Origin of the sequence: Roseibium aggregatum (assembly GCF_017309185.1) — a bacterium.
Classification (GTDB): domain Bacteria; phylum Pseudomonadota; class Alphaproteobacteria; order Rhizobiales; family Stappiaceae; genus Roseibium; species Roseibium aggregatum_B.
In genome coordinates this window covers 2,209,307-2,234,613 of sequence record NZ_JAEKJZ010000001.1, presented here as the reverse complement: position 1 = coordinate 2,234,613, position 25,307 = coordinate 2,209,307, and the positions used below count along the sequence as shown (strand labels likewise).

The 25,307-nt window shown below is 59.1% G+C and carries 22 protein-coding genes; 9 read left to right on the top strand and 13 right to left on the bottom strand.

Annotated elements, in window-relative coordinates; translation table 11 throughout:
- Positions 1–92 precede the first annotated feature (92 nt).
- From xdhC to JF539_RS09620, 8 genes are all read right to left on the bottom strand, one after another.
- Entirely contained in the window at positions 93–1,103 is a 1,011-nt protein-coding gene (xdhC, locus tag JF539_RS09655; protein WP_207140074.1) for a xanthine dehydrogenase accessory protein XdhC, read from the bottom strand.
- Entirely contained in the window at positions 1,100–3,439 is a 2,340-nt protein-coding gene (gene xdhB / locus JF539_RS09650) for a xanthine dehydrogenase molybdopterin binding subunit (RefSeq protein WP_419247667.1), read from the bottom strand. Before xdhB ends, xdhC begins: the two co-directional genes overlap by 4 nt.
- Positions 3,423–4,904, bottom strand: coding sequence for a xanthine dehydrogenase small subunit (gene xdhA, locus JF539_RS09645; RefSeq protein ID WP_207140073.1), 1,482 nt, complete (start codon positions 4,902–4,904; stop codon positions 3,423–3,425). The genes xdhB and xdhA overlap by 17 nt, the downstream gene beginning before the upstream one ends.
- A gap of 3 nt (positions 4,905–4,907) precedes the next feature.
- Positions 4,908–5,258, bottom strand: a complete 351-nt coding sequence (gene uraH, locus JF539_RS09640; protein ID WP_207140072.1) for a hydroxyisourate hydrolase — start codon at positions 5,256–5,258, stop codon at positions 4,908–4,910.
- A gap of 99 nt (positions 5,259–5,357) precedes the next feature.
- Positions 5,358–6,308: a LysR family transcriptional regulator gene (locus JF539_RS09635; RefSeq protein ID WP_207140071.1), complete on the bottom strand. Its 951-nt coding sequence runs from the start codon at positions 6,306–6,308 to the stop codon at positions 5,358–5,360.
- Between the two features lies 1 nt (position 6,309).
- Positions 6,310–7,287: a quinone oxidoreductase family protein gene (locus JF539_RS09630; protein WP_207140070.1), complete on the bottom strand. Its 978-nt coding sequence runs from the start codon at positions 7,285–7,287 to the stop codon at positions 6,310–6,312.
- A 180-nt stretch (positions 7,288–7,467) separates the two neighbouring features.
- Complete coding sequence (locus JF539_RS09625) at positions 7,468–8,184, bottom strand: CDP-alcohol phosphatidyltransferase family protein (RefSeq protein ID WP_207140069.1); 717 nt, start codon at positions 8,182–8,184, stop codon at positions 7,468–7,470.
- A 187-nt stretch (positions 8,185–8,371) separates the two neighbouring features.
- Positions 8,372–9,307 (bottom strand): DUF2182 domain-containing protein, encoded by a 936-nt coding sequence (locus JF539_RS09620; RefSeq protein WP_207140068.1) that lies wholly within the window; start codon positions 9,305–9,307, stop codon positions 8,372–8,374.
- Between the two features lie 207 nt (positions 9,308–9,514).
- Here JF539_RS09620 and JF539_RS09615 point away from each other — a divergent pair, with 207 nt between their 5' ends.
- Positions 9,515–10,717, top strand: coding sequence for a UbiH/UbiF family hydroxylase (locus JF539_RS09615; protein ID WP_207140067.1), 1,203 nt, complete (start codon positions 9,515–9,517; stop codon positions 10,715–10,717).
- Here the strand turns inward: JF539_RS09615 and JF539_RS09610 are convergent.
- Entirely contained in the window at positions 10,714–11,169 is a 456-nt protein-coding gene (locus JF539_RS09610) for a DUF1801 domain-containing protein (RefSeq protein ID WP_207140066.1), read from the bottom strand. The two genes, JF539_RS09615 and JF539_RS09610, sit on opposite strands and share 4 nt — an antisense overlap.
- A gap of 64 nt (positions 11,170–11,233) precedes the next feature.
- Positions 11,234–12,202, bottom strand: coding sequence for an AEC family transporter (locus JF539_RS09605; RefSeq protein WP_207140065.1), 969 nt, complete (start codon positions 12,200–12,202; stop codon positions 11,234–11,236).
- Positions 12,203–12,465: 263 nt separating this feature from the next.
- On the opposite strand from JF539_RS09605, the gene JF539_RS09600 reads away from it, so the two are divergent.
- The 3 genes from JF539_RS09600 (at position 12,466) to hspQ (ending at position 14,988) form a co-directional block, all read left to right on the top strand.
- Positions 12,466–13,425 carry a lysophospholipid acyltransferase family protein gene (locus JF539_RS09600; RefSeq protein ID WP_207140064.1) on the top strand — a complete coding sequence of 320 codons (960 nt, stop codon included), beginning with the start codon at positions 12,466–12,468 and terminating at the stop codon, positions 13,423–13,425.
- Positions 13,426–13,521: 96 nt separating this feature from the next.
- Positions 13,522–14,562 (top strand): HpcH/HpaI aldolase/citrate lyase family protein, encoded by a 1,041-nt coding sequence (locus JF539_RS09595; protein WP_207140063.1) that lies wholly within the window; start codon positions 13,522–13,524, stop codon positions 14,560–14,562.
- A 102-nt stretch (positions 14,563–14,664) separates the two neighbouring features.
- Positions 14,665–14,988 carry a heat shock protein HspQ gene (gene hspQ / locus JF539_RS09590; protein WP_207140062.1) on the top strand — a complete coding sequence of 108 codons (324 nt, stop codon included), beginning with the start codon at positions 14,665–14,667 and terminating at the stop codon, positions 14,986–14,988.
- A 119-nt stretch (positions 14,989–15,107) separates the two neighbouring features.
- Here the strand turns inward: hspQ and JF539_RS09585 are convergent, their stop codons facing one another.
- A complete protein-coding gene (locus JF539_RS09585; protein ID WP_207140061.1) occupies positions 15,108–15,719 on the bottom strand; it encodes an invasion associated locus B family protein in 612 nt (203 codons plus the stop codon).
- A 403-nt stretch (positions 15,720–16,122) separates the two neighbouring features.
- Between JF539_RS09585 and JF539_RS09580 the strand changes: the two genes are divergently transcribed.
- The 4 genes from JF539_RS09580 (at position 16,123) to JF539_RS09565 (ending at position 21,687) form a co-directional block, all read left to right on the top strand.
- Positions 16,123–17,991 carry an extracellular solute-binding protein gene (locus JF539_RS09580; RefSeq protein WP_207140060.1) on the top strand — a complete coding sequence of 623 codons (1,869 nt, stop codon included), beginning with the start codon at positions 16,123–16,125 and terminating at the stop codon, positions 17,989–17,991.
- A 24-nt stretch (positions 17,992–18,015) separates the two neighbouring features.
- A complete protein-coding gene (locus tag JF539_RS09575; RefSeq protein WP_207140059.1) occupies positions 18,016–19,647 on the top strand; it encodes a class I adenylate-forming enzyme family protein in 1,632 nt (543 codons plus the stop codon).
- Between the two features lie 11 nt (positions 19,648–19,658).
- Complete coding sequence (locus JF539_RS09570) at positions 19,659–20,867, top strand: response regulator transcription factor (RefSeq protein ID WP_209017066.1); 1,209 nt, start codon at positions 19,659–19,661, stop codon at positions 20,865–20,867.
- Positions 20,868–21,012: 145 nt separating this feature from the next.
- Positions 21,013–21,687, top strand: a complete 675-nt coding sequence (locus JF539_RS09565; protein ID WP_207140058.1) for a DsbA family oxidoreductase — start codon at positions 21,013–21,015, stop codon at positions 21,685–21,687.
- A gap of 62 nt (positions 21,688–21,749) precedes the next feature.
- Here the strand turns inward: JF539_RS09565 and eno are convergent, their stop codons facing one another.
- Together eno and kdsA are read right to left on the bottom strand one after the other, a co-directional pair.
- Positions 21,750–23,024, bottom strand: a complete 1,275-nt coding sequence (eno, locus tag JF539_RS09560; RefSeq protein WP_207140057.1) for a phosphopyruvate hydratase — start codon at positions 23,022–23,024, stop codon at positions 21,750–21,752.
- 94 nt (positions 23,025–23,118) lie between these two features.
- Positions 23,119–23,967 (bottom strand): 3-deoxy-8-phosphooctulonate synthase, encoded by an 849-nt coding sequence (gene kdsA, locus JF539_RS09555; RefSeq protein ID WP_207140056.1) that lies wholly within the window; start codon positions 23,965–23,967, stop codon positions 23,119–23,121.
- A gap of 411 nt (positions 23,968–24,378) precedes the next feature.
- Here kdsA and galU point away from each other — a divergent pair, with 411 nt between their 5' ends.
- Entirely contained in the window at positions 24,379–25,272 is an 894-nt protein-coding gene (gene galU / locus JF539_RS09550; RefSeq protein WP_207140055.1) for a UTP--glucose-1-phosphate uridylyltransferase GalU, read from the top strand.
- Positions 25,273–25,307: the final 35 nt, after the last annotated feature.

Sequence of the window (25,307 nt, the reverse complement as noted above, 5' to 3'; positions counted from 1 at the left end):
GTTTCGCTCCCGGATCGGCTGCTTTGCCCCGCCTCTGTTTCCGCCTGTCCAAGGCCTGTCTCTGCCAAGTTGCCCCCCAAAAGAATGCTGCTTTATTGACCAACTGGTATAATTTGTGCAAGCGAGCCGTCCACGGCTGCTTGATTTTCCCGGGTCTCGTCCCGCTGCAAAAGATCGACGGCAATGCCTGCGGCAATGGCTGCCGGCAGTTTCGATCTTATGCCTGTCACGCCAACGGGGCAGACCATTCCCGAGATGAGTGCGTCGTTCAAACCCCGTGCCTTCAAACGCTTCTGAAACCGGGCTCGCTTGGTTTCAGAGCCGATAACCCCGCAGTAGCCGAACCTTTGGTGAAGCAAGGCGCATGCCATGATGTCCTCATCCAGTGCGTGTGAATGGGTCATAGCGAGAATGAAAGCGCCGTCAGGAGCCCGGTCCAGAACGGCGGCGGGGGTTGAGGACAGAATTTTACGCGTGTTTGCGGGCGTTGCCGCCGGAAATTGCTCCGCACGGCTATCGACCCAAACGACCTCAAAGGGCAGAGACGCCAGCGCAAGAACCAGTGCCCTGCCCACATGACCGGCGCCGAACAGGTAAAGCGGGCGAACGCGTTCCCCGAAGCGTTCCGAAAGAGTTCGCCGGTTCGCACCTTCGTCACCGTCCAGGCCGAAGATTTCTGCGGGCGGCGTATCGAGAACAGACCGGGCGCCGAGTTTTCCGTTCTCCAGCGTGCAGACTGTTCCGAACGGTTTTCCTTCGGATTCTCTCAGGGCCAGCGTTTCGGCGGGTGCACGATCGTTTTCGGTCAATACCTCAATCGCCAGGTCGACCCGGCCACCGCAGCATTGCCCCAGGTCCGGCCCGAGGGAAACCTTCTGACAAAAAAAGCCGGATCGCCCCTGGGAAGCCGCTTGTGCCGCGCGCCGGATTGCCGCCAGTTCCAGGGTGCCGCCGCCGATCGTGCCATAAAAGCCACCATCGGCCCTGACAACCATGCGGGCACCGGCTTCCCTCGGAGTCGACCCCTTCGCCTGCGCCACGGTCACAAGGGCGCAGCCCTCCCCGTCCTTCAGACAGGCGGCTATTTGCGCCCAGACCTTCATTGGGGCGCCTTTCTCATCCGCATGTCCCGAACGGCTTTCATGATGGCTTCCGGCGTAGCCGGAGCGTCGAGTGTCGGGACAACGCCAGGGTTGAGGCTGGCGACCGCATCTGTGATCGCACAGAAGACCGAGTTGGCGAGCATGACCGGGGGTTCGCCGACCGCCTTGGACCGGTAAACGGTTGCCTGTGGGTTCCCCTGGCTTTCGTAAAGATTGACGGTGAAATCTGACGGGATATCGGAGGCCGCAGGGATCTTGTAGGTCGAAGGCGCATGTGTCCTCAGCCGGCCGGCCTCGTCCCAGACAAGTTCTTCGGTGGTCAGCCAGCCCATGCCCTGCACAAAGCCGCCTTCGATCTGACCGAGATCGATGGCCGGGTTCAGGGAATGGCCGACATCGTGGAGGATATCCACCCGGTCGATCGTCATTTCGCCGGTCATGGTGTCGATGGTGACTTCGGCACAGGCGCCGCCAAATGCGAAGTAGTAAAACGGCCGACCGGTCGCGCTGTCGCGGTCCCAGGTAATGCCGGGGGTGGCGTAAAATCCCGCATGGGAGAGTTGAATACGGGCCATATGGGCCTGATTGGCGACCTCAGCCAGGGAGAAACTCCGGTCGGCCACCAGAACCCTGTTGTCGACGAAAAGGATCGCCTCGGGTCCGCACTGATGCTGCTCGCAAAGGAACGTGATCAACCGGTTTTTGATTTCACCGGCGGCAATCTTCGCGGCCATCGCATTGAGATCGGTGCCGGAAGAAGCCGCCGTCGGGGCCGTGTTGGGCACCTTGGAGGTGTTGGTGGCTGTGATCCGGACCTTGTCGAGCGTGACGCCGAATTCCTCGGCGACCACCTGCGCAACCTTCTGATAGAGCCCCTGCCCCATTTCCGTGCCGCCGTGGTTCAGATGCACGGAGCCGTCGGTATAGAGATGAACCAGCGCGCCGGCCTGATTGAGATGCTTCAGAGTGAAGGAAATACCGAATTTGACGGGCGTCAGCGCCAGGCCCTTCTTGAGGACCGGATTGACCGCGTTGAAATCGTTGACCTCGTCACGCCGGTTCCAATAGTCGGAACTTTGTTCCAACTGCGCGATCAGATCGTGCATGACCTCGTATTCTTCAACGGGCATGCCGTAGGGCGTCAGGTTTCGTTCGCCGTCGTAAAAATTCAGCTTGCGGATATCGAGCGGATCCTTGCCGAGGCTGATGGCGACCGCGTCGATCATCCGTTCCGCGGCGAGCATGCCTTGTGGACCGCCAAAACCACGGAACGCGGTGTTCGAACATGTGTCGGTGCGCAACCGGCGCGAGCGGATCGACGCATCCGGATAGAAATAACTTGAGTCCGCATGAAACATCGTCCGGTCGTTGACCCCGAGCGAGAGATCGGCCGAGTAACCGCAGCGAGCGAGAAATTCCATATCGACGGCACGAATGCGCCCGGACCTGTCGCAACCGATCTTCCAGTCCACTTTGAAATCATGCCGTTTGCCGGTCATGATCATGTCGTCGTCCCTGTCGAGGCGGACCTTGCAGGCGCGGCCCGTCACGCGTGCAGCCAGCGCCGCGAGGGCCGCCCATTGGTTCGCCTGGGATTCTTTCCCGCCGAAACCGCCTCCCATCCGACGGACCTCCGCCGTTACCGCGGCATCCGGGACTCCGAGCACCTTGGCGACCGTGTGTTGAACTTCGGTCGGATGCTGGGTCGAGGTATAGACCATCATACCGCCATGTTCTTCCGGCTGAGCCATGGCAACCTGGCCTTCGAGATAGAAATGCTCCTGGCCGCCGATATGCATCGCGCCGCTGAAGACATGCTCGGAGGCCGACAGACCCGTCTCGGGCGAGCCTCTGCGGAACTGATAGTCCGGCAGAACGGTGGTATCGGCGTCGACCGCGTCTTCTGCGGTCAGGATCGGGGTGATCGGCGCGACCTCTATCCGCGCTTTCGCCGCGGCCTTGCGCGCGGCATCGCGGGTTTTGGCGACAACGGCAAAGATCACCTGGCCGTAAAACAGGATTTCGTCTTCCGCCAGAACCGGGTCGCCACCGAACGCGGAGGAACAGTCGTTGATGCCCGGAATATCCCGCGCCGTGATAACGGTAATCACACCGGGTGCATCGCGGACGTCGCCGAGATCGACGGACTCGATCCGTCCGCGGACCGCCTGTCGAGCCCAGCCGGGCACCACGTGAAGCGTCCCGGCGGGTTCCGCCATGTCGTCGATATAGGTCGCCGTGCCGGTCACATGCAGTCTGGCGCTGTCATGCGGCAGGTCCTTGCTGACGTGTTTCAGCGTGGCGTCAAGGCGATGCTGATCAGGCGGCACGGTCACGGTCGGCCTCCCGTTTCGCCAGCACCCGGATTTCCTCCGGAGCGGTCCCGCTGATTTCCATGAGCGCCTTGGCCAGAAGGGCCCGGGCGGTTTCCATCCGGTACTCCGCGCTCGCTCGCATGTCGCTCAGCGGCGTGAAGTCGGACAGAAGCGCCTGCATGCCGGCGCCCCAGCTCGAGGGATCGTCCAAATCGGCGCCTTTCAGCGCCATTTCCGCCGCTCTCGCGCGTTTCGGCGTTGCCGCCATTCCGCCATAGGCGATCCTGGCTTCCGTGATGAGACCGTCGTCGATCGTGAACCGGAAGGCGCCCATCACCGAGGAAATATCCTGATCGAACCGTTTGGAGATCTTGTAGCAGCGAAACGCCTGATTGGCGGACAGTCTCGGCACGAACAGGCCGGTGACGAATTCGCTCTCGCCCCGGTCCTGTTTGCCATAATCGAGAAAATAAGCTTCCAGCGGCAATGCCCGGGAGCCTTCCGGGGAATGAAGCTCCAATGTCGTTCCGAGGGCAATCAGGGCCGGCGGTGTGTCACCGATCGGAGATCCGTTGGCGATGTTGCCGCCAACCGTGCCCGAAGCGCGCACCTGTTTCGAGCCAATCCGGCGCCAGAGTTCTCCAAGGCTCGCGGAGAGCCCGGTCATCGCGTCCTCGGTAGCCTGATAGGTTGCGGTCGCACCGATCAGGACACCCGAGGCCGTGTCTTCAACCCTCTCGAGCCCCTCGATGCGCCCGAGCCAGATCATTTTTGGCAGCTCACGCAGGTGTTTTGTAATCCAGAGGCCGACATCCGTCGCGCCTGCCACCAGCGTTGCGTCGGGATGCTGGCCGTAAAGCACGGCCAAACCGTCGAGGGTCGACGGCGAGGCGAAAAACCTGTCGCTGTCACCGAGAAAGATGTCGCGGCTGTCGGCAAGTGTCTGCAGCTTTTCCCTCGTCTCGTTCGCGCGCCAGGAAAACGCGTCGTCGGCCGCCTCGAAACAGGCGTCCAGCGCCGCGTCGACGATCGGACGGTAACCGGTACAGCGGCACAGGTTCCCTGCAAGCCATTCGGTGACCGTCTCGCGCGATCTTTCGACATCCGTCGCATGGTAAAGGGTGAACAGGGACATGATGAACCCCGGCGTGCAAAAGCCGCATTGGGAGCCGTGATGCGCGACCATGGCGGCCTGCACGGGGTGAAGCCGTTCGTCCGCGACCAGATCCTCCACCGTCACCAGTTCCGCTCCGTCGATCATGCCGAGCAACTGGATGCAGCTGTTGACCGGCTGATAGACCAGCCTGCCATCGATGAGGCGGCCGAGCGCGACCGTGCAGGCGCCGCAATCGCCTTCGCCACAGCCTTCCTTGGTGCCAGTTTCCCGGCGCCTCAGGCGCAGGTAATCGAGGAGCGTTTCCGTGGGAGCGACGTTCTCCAGTTCAACGATCTCGCCGCCTTTCAAGAAACGGATGCTGTCCCTCATGCCTCAACTCCCCCGGTATGTCGAATAGCCGAAGGGCGACAGAAGAAGCGGCACGTGATAGTGGCCGTCCCGGTCCGCGATCCCGAAGCGGATCGGAATCAGATCGAGAAACAAGGGGTCCGGAAGAGCCTGGGCCGTCTGCCTCAAATAGTCTCCCGCGTGAAACCGGAGTTCGTAAACGCCAGGTTCGAATGCGTCATCCTGGAGGATCGGGCCATCGACCCGGCCGTCGTCGTTGGTCACGTGCGAGGAGATGTGTCTGATCGTTTCTCCGGCCGACCAGAGCTCGATTTTAAGCCCCTCGGCGGGACGGCCCAAGGCCGTATCCAGCACATGCGTCGTCAAACGCCCCATAAGTCATCTCCCTCGCCCGGCGCGCGCCGTCAAACTGTCACAAAAATGTGCCCTAAAAAATCGTCAAACCAAAGCGTTCATTTGAGACCCTATTGATGCCTATTTGGCATCAATAAGCGGTAACCGATCCCGCAACGCGAACACAGCGTGATCGAAAAACATGGCCGGCGCGAGCGCCATGGCGCGCAGGGAAGACGTCACGACACACAGTTTGTCCGCCTGTAAAGGCGCGTCCGACAAAGGTATGAAGACGAGCGCTCCAGATGTCAGATCGTCCTCGCATCCGATCAGCGTTTGAAATCCGATGACGTTGTCCTCACGGGCGAGTGCCCGCATGAGCCTGAGTGAATTGGCTTCCACGTATGTTCTCGACACGCCGTGAATGCGGTTCCGGACAACGTCGATCCTCGTGCGAATCGAAAGCCCTTCCGCCGGCAGGGCGACGGGATATTTCAGGCAGTCGTGCAGACAGAGAGACGGCTCCCCGGCGAGCGGGTGGTCCGGCTTCATCAGGGCGCCTATGGCGACTTCGTGCTGAAAGGCCAGGGTCAATGCCGAGGTTTCCGGAGGATCGAAGGTGAAACCGACATCCGCCTCGGCGGCTTCAACTTTCCTCGCCGCCTCCCTGGAGGAAGACACCGTGACATTGACGTGGATGCCGGGATAGCTTTTACGAAAGTCACTGATGATCGAAGGCAGGAGTTTTTCAGCAACGCTTTCGACTGCCGCGATCGAGACCGTGCCCCGACGCAAGCCCTTCAAAGCATCGAGTTCAGCCACGGTGCCTTCAAAATCCGAATAGGTTCTCCGGATGTGAGCAAGAAGCAATTCACCGGCCTGTGAGAGCCTCAACCGGCGTCCGACCCGCTCAAAGAGCTGTAACCCGAGGGCTTCCTCCAGCCAAAGGATCTGCCGATTAACCGCCGAAGAGGCGACGTTCAGCTCTCTCGATGCCGCCCTGATCGACCCTGCTTCGGCCGCGGCCAGAAAATAGCGCATGGCCGGGCTGTACAGATTGCGCGACAGATCCTGTGCCCGGCCGGAGCGCATGTTACGGGATCAGGACCGTTGTGCCGGTTGTCTTGCGGCCTTCCAGATCCTGGTGCGCCTGCACCGCTTCGGCCAGCCGGTATTCCTGATTGACCTCGATCTTGACGATACCCTTTTGCACGACGTCGAAGAGTTCTCCGGCTGTGGCTTCCAGGTCTTCGCGTGAGGCGATGTAACTGAACAGGGTCGGCCGTGTCGCAAACAGCGACCCTTTCGGCCCCAGAAGCGCCAGGTTGAAATCCGTGATCGGGCCGGAGGATTGACCGAAACTCACCCACAAGCCTCGCGGCTTCAGACAGTCGAGCGAGCCCGGATACGTGTCCCGGCCGACCGAATCATAGACGACGTCGCATTTTTTCCCGCCGGTGATCTCCTGCACTCTCTCGACGAAGTTTTCCGTCCGGTAATTGATCATGTGCTGGTAGCCATGCGCCCGGGCGAGCTCGATTTTTTCCTCAGAACCTGCGGTGCCGATAACGGTCGCACCGAGATGCGCAGCCCACTGCCCGGCAATCAGACCGACACCGCCGGCCGCGGCATGGAACAGGAGCGTCGTTTCCGGCCCGACCTTGTAGGTCTGACGCAGCAGATATTGGGCAGTCATGCCTTTCAGCATCATGCCTGCGGCGGTCTTGTCGTCGATACCTTCGGGAATGACCACCAGCCGGTCGGCCGGGACGATCCTTTCCTGGGCGTAGGCTCCGAGAGGCCCGACATAGGCGACGCGATCGCCCGGTTTGACGTTGGATACCCCGTCGCCAACCGTTTGTACGATGCCGGCGCCTTCGTTGCCCGGGCTGAACGGTGTCCCGTCGGGAGCCGGATAAAGGCCGGAGCGGAAATAGGTGTCGATGAAGTTCAGGCCGACCGCCGTATGACGGATACGCGCTTCGCCCGGTCCCGGTTCGCCAACCTCTACCTGTTCCCAACGCATGACGTCCGGACCGCCGGTCTCGTGAACACGGATTGCTTGGACCATTTCTTTCTCCCCGGCCTTGCCGTCGTCAGGTGTGCTTAGTTCGGCGCCCACTGCGCGCGGCAGGCACATTAGTAACTTCAACGCCGGCAGGAAAGGTCGCCATGAAAAAGAAGTTGCGGTCCGTTTTCGGACGGCTGACCACGCTGTGCGACAGGACAGTTCAAGTCTGAAGGGAGCCGTTCAATCGACCCGGTCGAGCAATTGCTGAACGGCGGAAACCGAGAACAGGTAGACGCTGGCCAACGTAAACAAGATCGCCGGCAGGCCGACAAGCGACATGCCGTCCAGAATCGCAAGGGCTGCCAGCAACATCCACAAGAGCGTAACCGGCAGGGTCACCACGCGCCAGCGCCGGACCCGAACGGGATGAACAAACCTGATGGGAGCAAACGTCAAGGCGCAACAGAGAAGGACAACGCCGATGGTGAAACCTTGTGAGGGCGACAGGGCCATCAGGCCGAACACCACCATGTTCCATCCGGCCGGGAATCCCTTGAAGGATCCGTCCGGGGTTTTCATGCCGTTATCGGCGAAGTACAGCGCACCCGTAAAGACGATCAGACCACCGCAGATCCAGTTCCACGGTTGTGAAAGCATCAGGCTCCAGGAAAGGGCGAAAGCCGGCAAAAACACGTAGGTCGCGTAGTCAATGACGAAATCGAGCGATGCGCCGGACCAGCGCGGCAGGCGCTCGGCAATCTTGAAGCGCCGGGCCAACGGACCATCGATGCCGTCGACGAAGAAAGCCAGGCCGAGCCAGGCAAACATACCTGCCCAATCCCCTTGAGCACCGGCAAGCAGCGCCACCAGCGCAATCGGCGCTCCAGAGGCCGTCAGGAGATGGATCAGAAACAGAGCGGGCTCCGGAGCCTCTTTGTCTGGCGTGTAATCCGTCACGGAAATTTCCTCACCCTGGAAGCGGGCAAGCGCTGTTTTGCCGCTTGTCCCGTGCGTTCGGTTCAAAGTGGACGACTTGAACCTGAAAGACGGATTTCAAACCCGCATTCTCACCGCCGCTGCTTATTATTACGATATTATGACACTGTGAACTCAAAAAACAGCCTTGGCAAACAAGTTCACCGGATCAGCCGGCCGGGGAGCCGAAAAAGATGAGTGCAGTCAGAAGACCGGCCCACACAATCAGGACCACGCCGATCGCGGCTGGAAGAACTCGGCTCGGCAGGGATTTTTCCAGCGCCATCACGCCGCCAAGCAGGGCGATCCAAATGATGTTCATGAGCCCGACCGCAAACATGACCGTCATGACCGCCCAGCAACAGCCGAGGCAGGCCAGGCCCTGAACGAGCCCCTCCCTGAACCCTGCATGTGCTCCGGAGCGCTGCAAAGCGGCGAAGACAAAACGTGGATACCAGCAGCGGGCGAGACAGGCCTGTTTTGCAGGCGTAAACTGGTAAAGCCCCGCGGCAAACAGAACGGATGTCGTCAGGGCCATGCTCACCGGCGCCATCATGTCGTTCATGGCTCCGAACCGGTAGAGCCCCCATTGAACGGCCGTCGCGACCACCGCGTAACCGACCCAGACCGCGAGATAACCGAAAACGGCCATGACCACAGGCACTGTAGAGGAAAGCGTTGCGCCCTCGCCTTTCCCCGCCGTTTCCGCAGAATAGGCGCGGAGCATGGGAAGGGCGGAAGGCAGCATCATGGCCAGAGCCATCATGGTCCACATCGCGAAAATCCTGAAGAGATCCGCAGGTCCCATGTCCGGTCCGGGCATGCCGAAAGTCGCTCCCGCGGGCAGACAGATCACCGCGAGTGCGGCCCGGGCCTCCGCCGACAGCCCCTTGAAGAGATTGAACTGGTTGAGGATGCCCATTCCCGGGCCGGCCTGGGTCATATCCATGACCGGAACCATGTCGGCGACCATTGCGACCAGATAGGTCCATCCCGTCAGACACAAGACCGCGACGGTCATCAGGACGAACGGCCAGCCGCGCCCGGTCTTCCCGCTTTCCAGCCGGTCTTTCCGTGTTCCCTCGAAACTGGGCAGGAATGTCATTGTCGCGGACCTTGTTCATGCGTTCTTGCGCGGCGAAAGCGCATTCACTACCCGATGCCCCCGGGTTGCGAATTGATCTTTCTCATATCATACCGGTCGCGCATCGCTGGAATTGTGACGGGAAAAGGCTGCGTGATTTCGTCCCGTTGAAATCGCCACGATGTGCAGCACATAAGTTTGCAACGATTTTGCCTCCGGATTGGACAGATGGCGAGAAGAAAACCGAACCAGGCCTTTGATATCGCGGTTGTCGGCGGCGGGCCGTCCGGGCGCATTGCCGCCCTGACCCTTGCCCGGGAAGATTTCAAGACGGTGCTTGTTGCACCCAATCCTGTGGGCATGGACGGGCGCACGACGGCCCTCTGGCAGAAGTCAATTGCGCTCCTTGAGAAGGTCGGTGTCTGGGCGCCGTTGGAGTCCAAAACGACTCCTCTCCGGAAGATGCGCATGATTGACGACACGAACCGTCTGGTGCGTTCGCCTGAGGTTGTTTTCGACAGCAACGAGCTTGGCATTGAATGTTTTGGTTTCAATATCTTAAACAATGATCTTAATTTAGTACTGGAGGAATTGTGCCGCCGTCAGGACAACCTGACGATCGTGGAAGAGTCCGTACAGGCCGCGCATTTCGGCAGCGACCTGGTGGAGTTGCAAACGACGGATGGTCAGAGCGTCAAGGCCCGCCTCGTCGTTGCCGCGGACGGACGCAATTCGCTCATTCGCGAGACCGCGCGGATCGATGTCCGGCGCTGGGCCTATCCCCAGGAGGCTGTCGTCCTTAACCTGGAACACACGCTTCCCCACCGGGATATCTCGACCGAGTTCCATACGCCGACGGGACCTTTTACCCTGGTTCCCCTGCCCGGTCGGAAATCCTCGCTCGTGTGCGTCGAAACCGCGGAAGGTGCCCGCCGCCTACTTGCGATGGAGGACGAGGACCTCGCTCTTGAGCTTGAACGCCGGGCGCATTCGGTGCTGGGGAAGTTCAAGCTCGCCACGAAACCGCAAAGTTTCCCGCTCGCCGGTTTGACCGCGACCAGATTTTCGGCGAACCGGCTGGTGCTGATCGGAGAAGCCGCGCATGTGTTTCCGCCCATCGGCGCGCAGGGACTGAATCTGACTTTGCGGGATATCATGGATCTGGAGCGAATCTTGATCATGGCAAAGGCGAAGCACCAGGATCCCGGCGCGAAGACGGTTCTCGAAACTTACGAGGCGAAACGCACCAGCGACATCCACTCGCGCACGCGCGCTGTCGACGCATTGAACAGATCTCTTTTGACCGATTTCCTGCCCGTGCAAGTCGCGCGCAGCGCGGGCATGTATTTCGCAGGCAAGATCGGACCATTCAGGCGTCTCCTGATGCGGGAAGGCATGGCGCCGGGTTCTCTTTTCCGGTTGAACCGCTAGACGGCAGAGCGCGACTTGGCCTCCCGAAATCCGGTCTGTTTCGAGCCCGTTCCTTGCTTCCGGCTGTGATAGGTCAACGCCATGACGATCATCGCACGCAGCTCTTCTTCCGGAAAACCTTCGGAAGTTTTGAAGTGCACGCTGCGATCCCCGCCGTATGTCAGTGTCGGGAACAGTCCTCGCCATTCCGAGACGAGCGAGGATTGGCAACTGACGTACAGCGCATAGTCTCCCGTTCCTGAGGTGTCGCGGTCGATACGGATTGTCGTGCCGGTTTTGGGCCGTTCGGTGAGATAGCTGGGTTGTCCCCATTTCAGGGTCTCGACAAGGCGCCCCGCATCGCCGGTTCGCTCCGCGGTATCGACGATCAAAGACCGGAGCTTTTTCAGCGCCAGCCTCAGGTCCTCGGGATAACCGTCTATGAGGGCCAAAACGTCCGGATTATCCTGCATCTTCTTCGCGCCCGTTCACTCAAAGTCCAAATCGGTGCGAGGGTAGCGCAAGACAACGAACCGATCACCCGCCTTGCAACGGCGTGTCGAACAGAACGCCGCTCGTCAACGCCCAAATGAAAGCGGTCACGGTCACGATGGAGATGGCTGTGCCGATCATCACGAAACTCGAGGCGCGCTGGACGTAAACACCGTATTGCTGGGCAATGACGAAGACATTGGTTGCCGGCGGCAGGCATGCCATCAGCACGGCGGTCGCGACCCAATTGCTGTCAAAACCGCCCAGCCAGGACAGCAGCAGGAAAATAAGGATCGGATGCAGGAGGAGCTTGACCGACAAGACGACGGGCAATTCGACAGGAATACGGCCGATCGGTCGCAACGCGATATTGACCCCCATTGCAAACAAGGCACAAGGCGCCGCCGCCGAACTCAGATAACGGAGCAACGTATCGATAGCCTGAGGCGGACGGAATTCGACGGCGGCCGCGAGCACGCCGGCAATGGTCGCCACGATAAAGGGATGCGTGAAAATCTTGATGACGATTTTTTTCAGGGTTCCGGCGATGGTCTCGTGCTCGGTGCCGGCCAGGGCCATGAGCAAAGGCGCAAGGATAAACATCAAGGCATTGTCGAACGCCAGGATGAGAGCTGTCGGGACGGTCGCCTGTTCGCCAAGCACCGAAAGCGTCAGGCCCGGTCCCATGTAACCGACATTGGAATACGCGCCGGCGATCCCGAGTATGGTGGATTCCCCGATATTGCCTCGGGTCGCCACGACACCGATGCAAAAGGCGATCGCAAAAACGATGTAGGTGGTGAAGGTCGTTGCCGTAATGAAGGAAACGTTGGCGAGCTCTTCAAACGGGGTTTCGGACAACAGGCGAAAGAAGAGCGCCGGCAATGCCAAATAAATGACAAAGAAATTCATCCAGCTCAATCCACTCTCTGGCAGATCGCGGAGCTTTCCAGCTCCGAAGCCCAGGAGTATCAAACCGAAAAACGGCAGAGCCAGCGAGATGACGTTCTGCATCTAAAACCCAAATGCGCAAAGGCCGCGGCTGTGGAAACCGCATGCATGAAGGAGTAACCGGTGTTGACCGTTCAACGGCAGTGAAGGAGCTTGCATCTTGCGCCTTGCTTGGATATGGACGCGTGACTCATTGGCCGCCGCGATCAGATGCGCATTCCAATCAGGTCTCAAGCTGCATCGCAAGGCCCAATCAACTCGGAAAAGACCGGAAAAAGCTCTCTTTCCAGTGAAAGAGGCTCGACAGTCGAAAGCACTTCACCTGAATGTCTCGGAAACTCAGACAGCGCAAAGCCCCCAGACGGTTGGAGTTCCAAAACCGGATTGAAGGTATCGCGCTGAACGCCGCGATCCGGGTGTTTCGCCTGATCCCTGTCGCTACCGCGTCTTTTCTCATGGGTAAAGCTTGGCGGTTGTTCGGACCGTTCAACGCCCGGCACCGCAGGGCGCTGCAGCATGTTGAGATGGCTCTGCCGGAAAAGACGGCTGCGGAGCGCGACGCGATTGTCCGGGACATGTGGGAAAACCTCGGCCGGGTCGCTGCCGAGACGTTTCACATCGACAGGCTGCTCGATCAGGACCGGCGTTTCGAATCCGTCGCCGACGAACGAATGTTCGATATTCTCAAGGAAAAAAACGGCTGTATCCTGGTCTCCTTCCACAGTGGCAACTGGGAACTGTGCGTTCAACCGCTCGTCGGATTGGGATACGAAATCACGGGAATCTATCAGGCGCTCAGAAATCCCGAAGCGGACAAGGCCCTGACCAATCTGCGCAAGGACCTCTACAAAGGCGGTCTCCTTTCGAAGGGCCACAGTACAGCCCGAAAAATTCTGACGACACTGAAAAACGGCGGAATTGTCGCAATGATGGGCGACCTGCGGGAAACGCGCGGCATCCAGGTACCTTTCTTCGGCAAGATGGCCTACGCCAATCCGGTTCCGGCGTCACTCGCCAGAACCTGCAACGTGCCGATCGTTCTTGGCCGGGTCGTCCGCAAGAAAGGCGTCAATTTCCGGATCGAAGGTCACGTCGTTTCCGTTCCTGTGACCGAAGACCGGCAGGCCGATATCCTGGCCGCGACCGAAGACATTCACCGGATTTTTGAAGGTTGGATCCGCGACTGCCCTGAGCAATGGATGTGGATCCATAAAAAATGGGCGAAGCCCGGCACGCAAAAACAAGCCCGCAAGGCGGCCGCACGGCCGAGAACCGGACCGGTCTGATTTCTCTCCCCCTGTTGGGTTTCGCCTTTCGGCGGATGGTTGCAGCGCAACACAGACGCTATAGGTTACAGCTCTACAGGTGGAGGACCCCCTTTCATGAAAACCCCAAACGCCTACTACAAACCCCTTGCGATCGGCGCTCCCGCTCCGTTCCGCGAGCGCCCCGTTTCCCTGGAGCGCATGATTCACTTCGTACCGCCGCATATTGAGAAGATGCGCGCGAAGGTTCCGGACCTGATTCAAAAGGTCGACGTTGTTCTCGGCAACCTGGAAGACGCAATTCCCGCCGACGCCAAGGAAGACGCGCGCAAGGGCTTCATTCAGCTCGCCCAGGAAAACGATTTCGGCTCCACCGGTCTGTGGACACGGGTCAACTGCCTGAACAGCCCCTGGTTCCTGGACGACCTCATGGAAATCGTTCCGGCCGTCGGCGACAAGCTTGACGTGATCATGCTGCCGAAGGTGGAAGGCGTCTGGGACATTCACTATCTCGATCAGCTTCTGGCGCAATTGGAAGCCAGGTCCGGTCTGACCAGACCGATCATGATCCATGCGATCCTGGAGACCGCCGAAGGCGTCAAGAATGTCGAAGAAATCGCGGCCGCGAGCCCGCGGATGCACGGCATGAGCCTGGGTCCCGCCGATCTCGCCGCATCCAGGGGGATGAAGACCACCAGGGTCGGCGGCGGGCATCCGGATTATGCGGTTCTTTCCGACCCGGCTTCAACCGGTGAACGGACCGCCTACCAACAGGACCTGTGGCATTACACCGTCGGCAAGATGGTTGACGCCTGCCTGTCCTGCGGATTGAAACCCTTTTACGGGCCATTTGGCGACTTCTCCGATCCGGCGGCCTGCGAAAGCCAATTCAGGAATGCATTCTTGATGGGATGCCTTGGCGCCTGGTCGCTGCATCCAAGCCAGATCGACATTGCAAAAAAGGTGTTCTCACCCGACCCGGACGAGGTTGCCTTCGCCAGAAAAATTCTGGAAGCCATGCCGGACGGCACAGGCGCCGTAATGATAGACGGCAAGATGCAGGACGACGCGACCTGGAAGCAGGCCAAGGTGATCGTTGACCTGGCTAAGCTCGTCGCATCCAAGGATTCGGAGCTTGCCGAAGTCTACGGTCTTTAGAGATTCGCAAGGCTCAATGGATAAGGTTTCATCTTGGAACGCTTGCAAGCAAGATGCTGACACGGTATCCCGGCAATGCATGCAGTAGGCGGATGAGTAACCATGCGAACGGCAAAATTCAGAATAGGACAGGTTGTCCGGCATCGGGTTTATCCCTTCAGGGGGGTGATTTTCGATGTCGACCCGACGTTCAGCAACACCGAAGAGTGGTGGAATGCCATTCCCGAGGACGTACGCCCCCGCCGCGACCAGCCATTTTACCATCTTCTCGCGGAAAACGAGGAGACGGAATACGTCGCTTACGTGAGTGAGCAGAACCTGGAACCGGATATGACCGGTGAGCCCGTCCGCCATCCTCAAGTCGATGAGATTTTCGAAGAGCAAACCGACGGAACCTACCTGCCGCGCGGCGTCGAAATGCACTGACACCGATCGCTCCGCTTTTAGCGGGCAGTTGAAAACGGGTCGCCCAAAAATCAAAAGGCCGGAACTTTCGTTCCGGCCTTTCTCGTTTCCAGGCGCTTGTGACGCCCTTCAATATACGGTCACTGACCTTGTTTCTGTGCGTCGATCAGTTTCTGACGGGCTTCGTCCGCCTTCTTCTGCAGTTCGCTCTGCAATTGTTGCTGACGTTCCTGTCTTTCCTGAAGGGTCATCGGAGCGCCGTCATAGACCTTGGTGAAACCGATCAGGGTCGCCTTGAACAGGTTTTCCTTGCCGTACTGGTTGAATACGACGATGCGCATCTCACCGCCCTGCTTCATCGCATTGATGAAGGTGTCGTCAATCGCCAATTCAGCGATACAGGCGTTCGGTGCACAAATGCTGTATTTCGGCTGAAGCGGTTTGTTGTCATCGATCCGCACGCTCAGGCCCGGCTGAAGAAGGACACCCGTCGGCACGGAGATAATCAGCTTTTTGCGCGCTTCTCCCTCGATCTCCTGAATGACGACGCTCGTGAGGAACTGGCCCGTGTTCGTGCGCACTTCAATCAGGGTCGCACAGATTTCCTTTTTCGTATTCGGATGAACATTACAGAACTTTTCCCAAGGGCTTTTTTCCTCCTGGGCGATTGCCGGAGCACCGGCGAAAGAAGACAGCACCACGCCTGCGCCGAACGCGCAACCGAGCAATCCTCTTTTCAAAACACTCTTCATCGATACGTCCTCAATCGTGCGTGTACGATACTTTTGCGTTGTTCTGAGGCATTCCGGGTCTGTCCGCAAGAGCCGTCAGAACATTCAAACCGCGAAAACATGGTAACGCACTTAATTTGGGCAAGAGGGTGGCCGATTTGCAACGCGGGCACAGTCGGTCGCTATCGTATCCTCTCTTTGATGCTTCTTCGCCTTTCCGAAAGTAAACGGAGATCATTCCGTTGTTCGGCCCCGGTTCTCCCTTGGATCGGGCATCTTGCTCCGCTGCCGCGATGTCAAACCGGCGTGGGGGTCAAACGACTGGAAACAAGTCTGAATATCTCTGCGATTGTTTCTTGCATCGGGCGCACACGCGTTAACCATGTGATACCCTGACGGGTGAGAATCAACGGAATCTCGGGCTATGGCTGGGCGTATCAGGACATTTATCGCGGCTCTCTTTCATCTCAAGGTGCATTTCCTGCTTGCCGCAGCGGTTTGCGCGACGGTTCCGGCCCTGCCTATGGCGGCGGAGGACACCGCGTTGCCCTGGACCCATGCCATTTCAATGCATGGGACCCCTGCCCTGGCCCCGGACGAGCCCTTTCCCTATGTCGATCCTGACGCTCCGAGAGGCGGAACACTGACCCTGGGGGTTCAGGGAACGTTCGACAGCCTGAATTCCTTCATCGTCCAGGGTGGCTGGACCTCCGCCCGGGGCATGCGCGAACGGCAGTTCGGCAACAATATCCTTGAAAGCCTCATGGTACGCTCATATGCGGAACCATTTTCGCTCTACGGGCTGCTGGCACAGCAGGTCCGGATGCCAGACAGCCGCGAATGGATCGAGTTCGAATTGAACCCGGCCGCCAGATTCTCGGACGGAACGCCTGTAACCGTCGAGGACATCATCTTTTCTCTGGAGATTATCCGCGACAAGGGCCGACCACCGTACCGTACGTGGTACGGCGAGATCGTCAAAAAGGAGGTGACGGGGCCAAACCGTCTCAAACTCTTTTTCAGGGACGGAGAGAACAGGGAGTTGCCGCTCCTGATCGCGCTCGCACCGATCTTCTCCAAGAAACACACGGACGCGGCGACCTTCGACAAGTCCTCGCTGACCCCTCCGGTCGGCAGCGGACCGTATACCTTCAAGACGATCGAGCCGGGGCGTCTGGTCGTCTACGAGAAGAACACGGACTACTGGGCAAGAGACCTCGCGGTGAAGACCGGGTTCGACAACTTCGACGAAATCCGCATCGAGTATTTTCGGGACGAGACCACCCTGCAGGAAGCCTTCAAGAAAGGTCTGATCGACGCGCTGCAATTTCGCGACCCCGCCCGCTGGGCGACGGGCTTCGATTTTCCAGCCGCGGAAAACGGAGACGTCACAAGACTTGAGATTCCTCTCGGCGTTCCGGCAGCGATGCAGGGCATCGCCTTCAACACCCGCCGGCAGCAGTTTTCCGACCGCAATGTTCGCAAGGCCCTGCGGATGCTGTTCGATTTCAACTGGGTGAACCGGAACCTTTACCACGGTCTTTATACGAGAACGGCCGGATATTGGGATAATTCCGAACTGTCATCCATCGGCAGACCGGCCAGCGCCCGGGAAAAGGCGCTCCTCGCTCCGTTTCCGGATGCGGTCGACCCGGATACCCTGGCCGGCACCTGGCGGCCTGCCGACGCGGACGGCTCCGGCCGTGACAGGAAGGTACTGCGCGCCGCCTTGGAGGAATTCGGGAAGGCTGGTTATGGCCTCAAGGACCGGAAACTCGTCAACCGGGAAACAGGCCAGGCTCTGGCGTTCGAGATTCTTGCAAAGAACGAGGACGAGGAGAAACTCGCGCTCACCTACATCCGCACTCTTGAATTGCTTGGTATCGACGCAAGTGTCCGAAGCGTCGATCCATCCCAGTTCGAAGACCGCCGGACGAAACGCGAATTCGACATGGTGTTCAACACCTGGACGGCATCGCTATCGCCGGGCGCTGAACAATACGGACGCTGGTCGTCGAAGGCGGCGGATACGGAAGGATCCTTCAATTTCGTCGGCGCAAAGGAACCGGCCATCGACGCGCTGATCGATGCCATTGTCGGGGCGCGCAGCCGGGAGGATTTCGTGGATGCGGTCAGGGCGTTCGACCGTGTCCTGATCTCCGGCGCCTATGCCGTTCCGCTCTATCACGTTTCAAGCGACTGGGTTGCCCACTGGAATAAGGTTGCGCCGCCTCAACATCATTCCCTTTACGGACATGAGTTCGACACCTGGTGGTCGTCTTCAGCTCAATGACCGGATCTACGGAAACTTAAAGACATGAAAGCCACGCCCGAAAGTCTGTCTCAAGAGTATCACGAAAGTGGAGCCTGGTCCGATGTGCCGCTTGACGAACTCTTGCGCCAGACGGCAGCGGAACATCCCACACGCCTTGCTCTTGTGGACGCACCAGACCGGACCGCATGGACCGGTGGCGAGCCGAGGTCCTTGACTTACGCGGAGGCCGACAGGGAGATCGACAGGCTCGCGGCCTTTTTCAAAACAATCGGTCTCGCCTCCGATCACGTGATCGGCGTACAGGCGCCGAATACCGTGGACACGGTCATAGCAGTCCTGGCAGCCTTGAGAGCAGACCTTATCGTTTCGCCACTGCCCCTGCACTGGCGCCAGAAGAACGTTCTTGAAGCGCTGAACTCAGTTGGAGCAAAGGGACTGATCGCCGCGGACCGGATCGAAACGCGAAACGTGGGGGCCGCGGCTCGCGATGTAGCGGCGGATCTTTTCTCCCTGCGCTTCGTTTTCGGGCTGGGAAAGGACATTCCCGACGGATTGATCGAACTCGGTCCGATGCTGGCCGAAATGGGGGACGACTTTCAGTTCGAACCGGCCGAGCGACCGGACCCGGCAGACCACACCGCGACAATCTGCTGGAGCAGAAGCGGCGAGGAAAACGTTCCCGTAACCCGGTGCCACAACCATTGGGCCTCGGTGGCGCACATGATTGTCGGCGAGGCGCATATCAAGGATGCAAGCACCATCGTCGTCCCCTACTCCCTGAGCGGATTGACGGGTCTGGGCGGGGGATTGGTTCCCTGGCTGCAGACCGGCGGGACGTTACACCTTCATCACCCGACATCTCTCGCCAATCTTGCCGCACACGCCAATCAGGTTTCGGCGGATGTCGTCATGACCCCCGGCCCGCTGGCTCAGACCCTCGATCGGAAACTGAGCAACTCCAACACCACGATACTGGCTGCCTGGAATGTTTCGTCACCGCATCCGACGACCTTTGTGGCCCGAAGGCGGCTGGTCGACCTGCAGGTTGCCGATGAATTTGCGCTTCTCGCCAAGGCGCGCGGGCCATCCGCCAAGATGAAGCCTATTCCCCTGGGAAAGCATAACGGGCCGAACGGGTGCGAAAGCGGGCCAGCCCTTCTGGAGATAGAGATTACCGAGGAGGTCGAGGAACAGCCGCCGGTGCTTCTTGTGAAGGGGCCCTCGGCACCCGATGTCGGCTGGCACACCATCAACGGCAACCAGCGCCGCGTGCGATGGGAAGGAACTGGCTACCTCAACACCAACATCAAAGTCGAAAAAACAGAGGGCGGCATCGTCGGCTTCGGCATTCCGGGCCTGTATGCTCTTGGAACCGGAAACCTGGAAACGATAGACATGATCTATGCGAGCTATCCGGGCATTCGGGAAGCCGCCGCGTTTATCGTCGAAGACCCTGTTCTGGGCGCCAGAATGTATGCGGCCCTCGTGCCGGAGACCGGCAGCGTCCCGGATGCGGGTGCGTTCTTCGCCTATCTTGACGCGGAAGGGGTCGACCTGGCCAAGATTCCGCATCGCGTGCTGATCCTGCAATCCCTGCCGATGAACCCGGATGGAACAATCTGCCGCGACCGCCTGACCATGCGCACTCAGCGCTTGCCTGCCAAAGTCGCGTAAGGGGACCGGACATGGATGTTGAGACATCGCTTTCCTGGCGCGGTCCCTATTGGTACGCCGGTCGCCGCCCACGCAGAAGTGGAAACGGCGACGCGCCGGAGGCTCTCGACATTTCGCTTGTGAAGATGTTCGAGCGCGGTAGCAGACTGCCGACAGCATTGCCTGCGGCGATTGTCGTCGACGTGACCTGCTCTCTGGATGGGACGCTCGATTCGTTTTTCGAATGGCTTCTTCCGTTTGTCAGAGACCTCGCATGCGATGTGCCTTTTTACATTCTGACCGGAGGTGACGACGACATTCCGCAGGGCGTGCAACCGACTGCGGTCATCAATCGCACGGTTCCCGACGACGTTCTCTTGATGCTGATTTGCATCCATCAGCGCGCGATCCTGCGTTTCGAGGAAGCCCAGTTGAGACGAAACGTGTTCGGACGTATTCCCGGTTTCGGATCTGCGCCTCATCACTCCGGTACCAGCAGCCTCATGGTTGTCGGCGTGAGCGGCCGGTTCCTCGAATGGCAGGATGCGATCGACGAAAAGTTCGAGGTCGTGGGTGCGTTCGACGGATCCATGGCGGTGGAGTTCATGGCCTTGCGGGCTTTCGACGCGGTTGTGGTGGATGCTCCTTTTGAAGACGCTGTCGATTACATCCAGCAGATTCGCAGGGATGCCCGTTTCGCCGGATTGCCGGTCCTGGCCGTTTGTGAGGACGAAGACGACACCGTTCACCTTTTCAGAAACGGTGCCTCCGATGTTCTCATGGGCGAAAACCGGAAAGACACGCTTGCCAGCCGGCTGGCTACTGCGATCCGCTTCGGCAAACGCCGCCGTCTCGCCGACCGGGGGCTTGCGGAAAGCCGGATGTGGCTGCGCCAGCAAATCAATCACGGCGGGCTCGATATCGATTATTACAACAGCTACCTGGACAGCTGCAGCGCCGCGCTCGCGGTCCGCGGACTGGATCTGTGGGAAATGCGCCTTCAGCCGGAAAACTTCGGCATAGAGGTGTCTTCGCCCGACGAGTTGGAGGAAACCTATTCGACGCTTCTGTCGATTGCGGATGCGACCAGCCGGGAAGAGGACCTCGTCTGTCTGGTCAAGGACATGGGTCCTGTTGCCGTCTTGAAAAACGAGCAGGGAACGCTGCGGCTTCAAAACCGCATCAACATGATACTGCGTCACACCGTGCGACAGGGAACTCCAACGGGTTGCGACACCTGAACGAGGCGTCAGCCTTGCGTTTTCCTGGCAAAATGAATGCTTCCCGTCCGATTTACCTTTCCCACATTCAATCGCCCCTCGAAACTTTGTTCGGTTTATGAAAAAATCGGCGGTCAAGTACGAGCAGGCTCAAGAAGGGTTCCCAATGAATGACGACACCCCGATCACCATCGACATTGTCTCAGACGTCATGTGTCCTTGGTGTTACATCGGGAAACGGCGGCTGGAAAAGGCGCTAAAGACTGTTCCGGATCTCAGGGTCAAAGTTCGCTGGCACCCTTTTCAACTGGATGAAACGCTTCCCGGGACCGGCAAGGACCGCAAGCAGTATCTCAGCGACAAATTCGGCGGCCTGAAACGTGCCGGCGAAATCTACGCCCAGATAGCGACTGCAGGCGCGGAAGAAGGAATCGATTTCGCCTTCGATGCCATAGCGCTGTCGCCGAATACCCTGGACTGCCACCGGCTGATCCTCTGGTCGCGGGCAGACGATCTGCAGGATGAAGTGGTTGAACGGCTTTTCCAGGCCTATTTCCTGAAAGGCGAGGACCTGACCAAATCGGAGACGCTTGTTCGAATTTCCGAAGAGGCCGGCATGCAGTCGGACCTCGTTGAACAGCTTCTGGAGACGGAAACGGACCTGGACAAAGTCCGGGACCAGATCGCGAAAGCCCAGGAGTCGGGCGTGTCCGGTGTCCCCTGCTTCATTATCGATGGACGCTTCGTTCTGGCGGGCGCGGAAAAACCGGAAACCATTGCGGCCGCGTTGCTGCACGCGGAAGAAACACGGACAAATCCGGACGCCGAGATTTCCGGTTAACTCCTGAAAACAGGAAAGACCCCGCGAGTCGCGGGGCCTTTGAACCTTGAACCGGCGATCCGTTATCCTTTGAGGATCGAACGTCCGGCGTAGACGGCCTGCGGGCCGAGCTCTTCCTCGATGCGAATGAGCTGGTTGTATTTTGCGAGCCGGTCGGACCGCGCCAGAGAGCCGGTCTTGATCTGTCCGCAATTCGTGGCCACAGCGAGGTCGGCGATGGTCGAGTCTTCGGTTTCGCCGGAGCGGTGCGACATGACCGCCGTGTAGGCTGCCTTGTGCGCTGTTTCGACCGCGTCCAGCGTTTCCGTCAAGGTGCCGATCTGGTTGACCTTGATGAGGATCGAATTGGCGACACCCATGTCGATGCCCTTGCGCAGACGTTCGGAGTTGGTCACGAAGAGATCGTCGCCAACGAGCTGGCACTTGGCACCGATAAGGTCCGTGGTCGCTTTCCACCCGTCCCAGTCGTCTTCGGCCAGTCCGTCCTCGATCGAAATGATCGGATACCGGGAGACCAGATCGTCCAGGTATTTCGCCATGTCTTCCGGTGCCAGAGACTTGCCCTCGCCCTCAAGCACATATTTGCCGTCCTTGAAGAACTCCGTGGAGGCGGCGTCGAGCGCGAGATAGACGTCCTCACCCGGCTTGTAGCCCGCGGTTTCGATGGCTTTCATGACGAAGCCGATCGCTGCATCAGTGGATTCCAGATTCGGAGCGAACCCGCCCTCGTCGCCTACGTTGGTGTTGTGTCCGGCCGCGTTCAACGCCTTTTTCAGGGTGTGAAAGATCTCGGAACCCATGCGCACCGCCTCACCGAGCGTTTCGGCGCCAACCGGCATGATCATGAATTCCTGGAAATCGATCGGATTGTCCGCATGTGCGCCGCCGTTGATGATGTTCATCATGGGAACAGGCAGCGTACGCGCGGAGGTTCCTCCGACATAGCGGTAGAGCGGCAGGCCCGAGGCCTGCGCGGCTGCGCGCGCGACCGCGAGCGATACACCGAGAATTGCGTTGGCGCCCAGACGGGACTTGTTCGGCGTGCTGTCGAGATCGATCATGGCCTGGTCGATCTGAAGCTGGTCTTCCGCTTCCAGGCCGCCAACGGTCTCGAAAATTTCGCCGTTGACAGCGTCGACGGCCTTTTGAACGCCCTTGCCCATGAAACGGTCGCCGCCATCGCGCAGCTCCACTGCTTCATGTGCTCCTGTGGACGCACCCGACGGGACGGCCGCGCGGCCGAACGATCCGTCTTCAAGGAAGACGTCGACCTCGACAGTCGGATTGCCGCGGCTGTCGAAAATCTGGCGGCCGATGATGTCAATGATGGCGGTCATGGAAAGAACTCCCTTGTCGCGTTTAGCAGACCATTAGTTCACCGGTTCAGGGACCGGCACGAGATGCAAAGCCGTTGGCAGCTTGTCGAAAAATCTATTCAGCGGCTGTCGCAGGCGTCTTGACGACGTCATCAAGGGCCTTGAGTTGTTTCAAAAGCGCCTCGAGATCTTTCAGCGGCACCATGTTCGGGCCATCGGATGGGGCGTTGTCCGGGTCCGGGTGTGTCTCGATGAAGAGCCCTGCGACGCCAACAGCGACAGCAGCGCGCGCGAGCACGGGTACCATCGCCCGGTCCCCGCCGGTCGAGCGTCCCTGCCCGCCCGGCTGCTGAACCGAGTGGGTTGCGTCGAAAACGACGGGTGCACCAGTTTGCGCCATGATCGGCAGGGCACGCATGTCGCTGACAAGGGTGTTGTAGCCGAAACTGGCACCGCGTTCAGTCAACAAAACGTTCGGGTTGCCGGACCCCGTCACTTTGCCCAGAACATTCTTCATGTCCCATGGCGCGAGGAACTGACCCTTCTTGACGTTGACCACCTTTCCCGTCTGCGCCGCCGCGATCAGCAAATCCGTCTGACGGCACAAAAAGGCGGGTATCTGTAGAATATCGACCACCTCGGCGACCGGAGCGCATTGGTCCGGGGCGTGGACGTCGGTCAGAACAGGCATCCCGTACCGTTCCCTGATGTCCGCGAATATCGGCAGCGCCTCACTCATTCCGATACCACGCTTTCCGGACAGGGACGTCCGGTTGGCCTTGTCGAAGGACGTTTTGAAAACCGTACCGATTCCGAGCCGGCCACTGATTTCCCCAATGGCGGCGGCACATTCCATGGCGTGTTCGCGGCTTTCCAACTGGCACGGGCCGGCAATGAGGCTGAACGCCGTCTCATTGCAGAACGTTACGTTGCCAACGGATACTACGCGGTTCGCTTCGGTCATCAGTCACCATTTTCAAGCAGTTCGCCTGCTATTGCCATTCCGTTTTCGGACGGGCTAGAACTTCCAGGCAAAGTCGGGTGTTCCATAGCGCTCTTTTGCGCTGCCTGCAACATCGGTTACTCCGATGAGTTTTAAACTATTTTCAAACGACTTACTCTGAAAATTAATGTTTTGACCGTATCATCAAACTGTCGTAAGTCTCATCAATATTTTGCATGTGCGTAATTAATCTTTTGCGCCGCAAAATTAGAAGCCGAAGAGTTCAAGGCGCCCGGATTTTTATTGAGAATGCTATCAAGGACATAAACCGCGCAAAATTGGATGATCGATTGCGGGAGTGTCACGCATTTTCTTCAAGTGTGGGCAAATGGTAGGAAATATCGCTGAAGTACAGCATTGGAAGGCTACACCATGAACAAACGTATTCGTAAAGCCGTGCTGCCCGTCGCAGGATTGGGAACGAGGTTTTTACCGGCCACGAAGGCCGTTCCCAAGGAAATGCTGACCATCGTCGACCGGCCGATCATTCAATACGTTGTCGATGAAGCACGAGCCGCTGGTATCGAACACATTGTTTTTGTCACGGGCCGCAACAAGCACGTGATCGAGGATCACTTCGACGTGGCCTACGAACTCGAGGACACGCTGAAGGCACGCAACAAGACCGCCGCGCTCGAACTCCTCGAAAAGCACCGGCCGCAACCCGGTTCGACCAGTTTCACCAGGCAGCAGGCTCCGCTCGGCCTGGGTCATGCGATCTGGTGTGCGCGCGACATCATCGGCGAAGAACCGTTCGCCATTCTTCTTCCCGATGTCATCATCAAGTCGCAAGTTTCCTGCCTGAAACAAATGGTCGATCTCTACGAGAGAACCGGAGGCAATGTCATTGCTGTTGAGGAAGTTCCGGAAGATCACACCCATCAGTACGGCATCGTGGAACTGGCGGAAGAACTCTCCGCGAACGCAAGCCGGATTTCGAGCATGGTTGAAAAACCGGCTCCGGGAACCGCGCCGTCCAATCTGATGATCACCGGACGGTACATTCTGCAGCCGCAGATCTTCGACCTGCTGTCCGCGCAGGACAAGGGCGCCGGTGGCGAGATTCAGCTGACCGACAGCATGCTGACTCTCATGAAGGACCAGCCGTTTGCGTCCCTCAAGTTCGAAGGACGAAGCTACGACTGCGGCAGCAAGGCGGGTTTCCTGAGTGCCAATATCGCTTTCGGCATGGATGACCCGAAGCTTGTCGAGGAACTCGTTCCCTTCATGCGGGACATGATCGAAAGCCCTCTGGCTGCGGAATAGTCCCGCGCCACAAAGTGGACTTGCATTCGATCGGA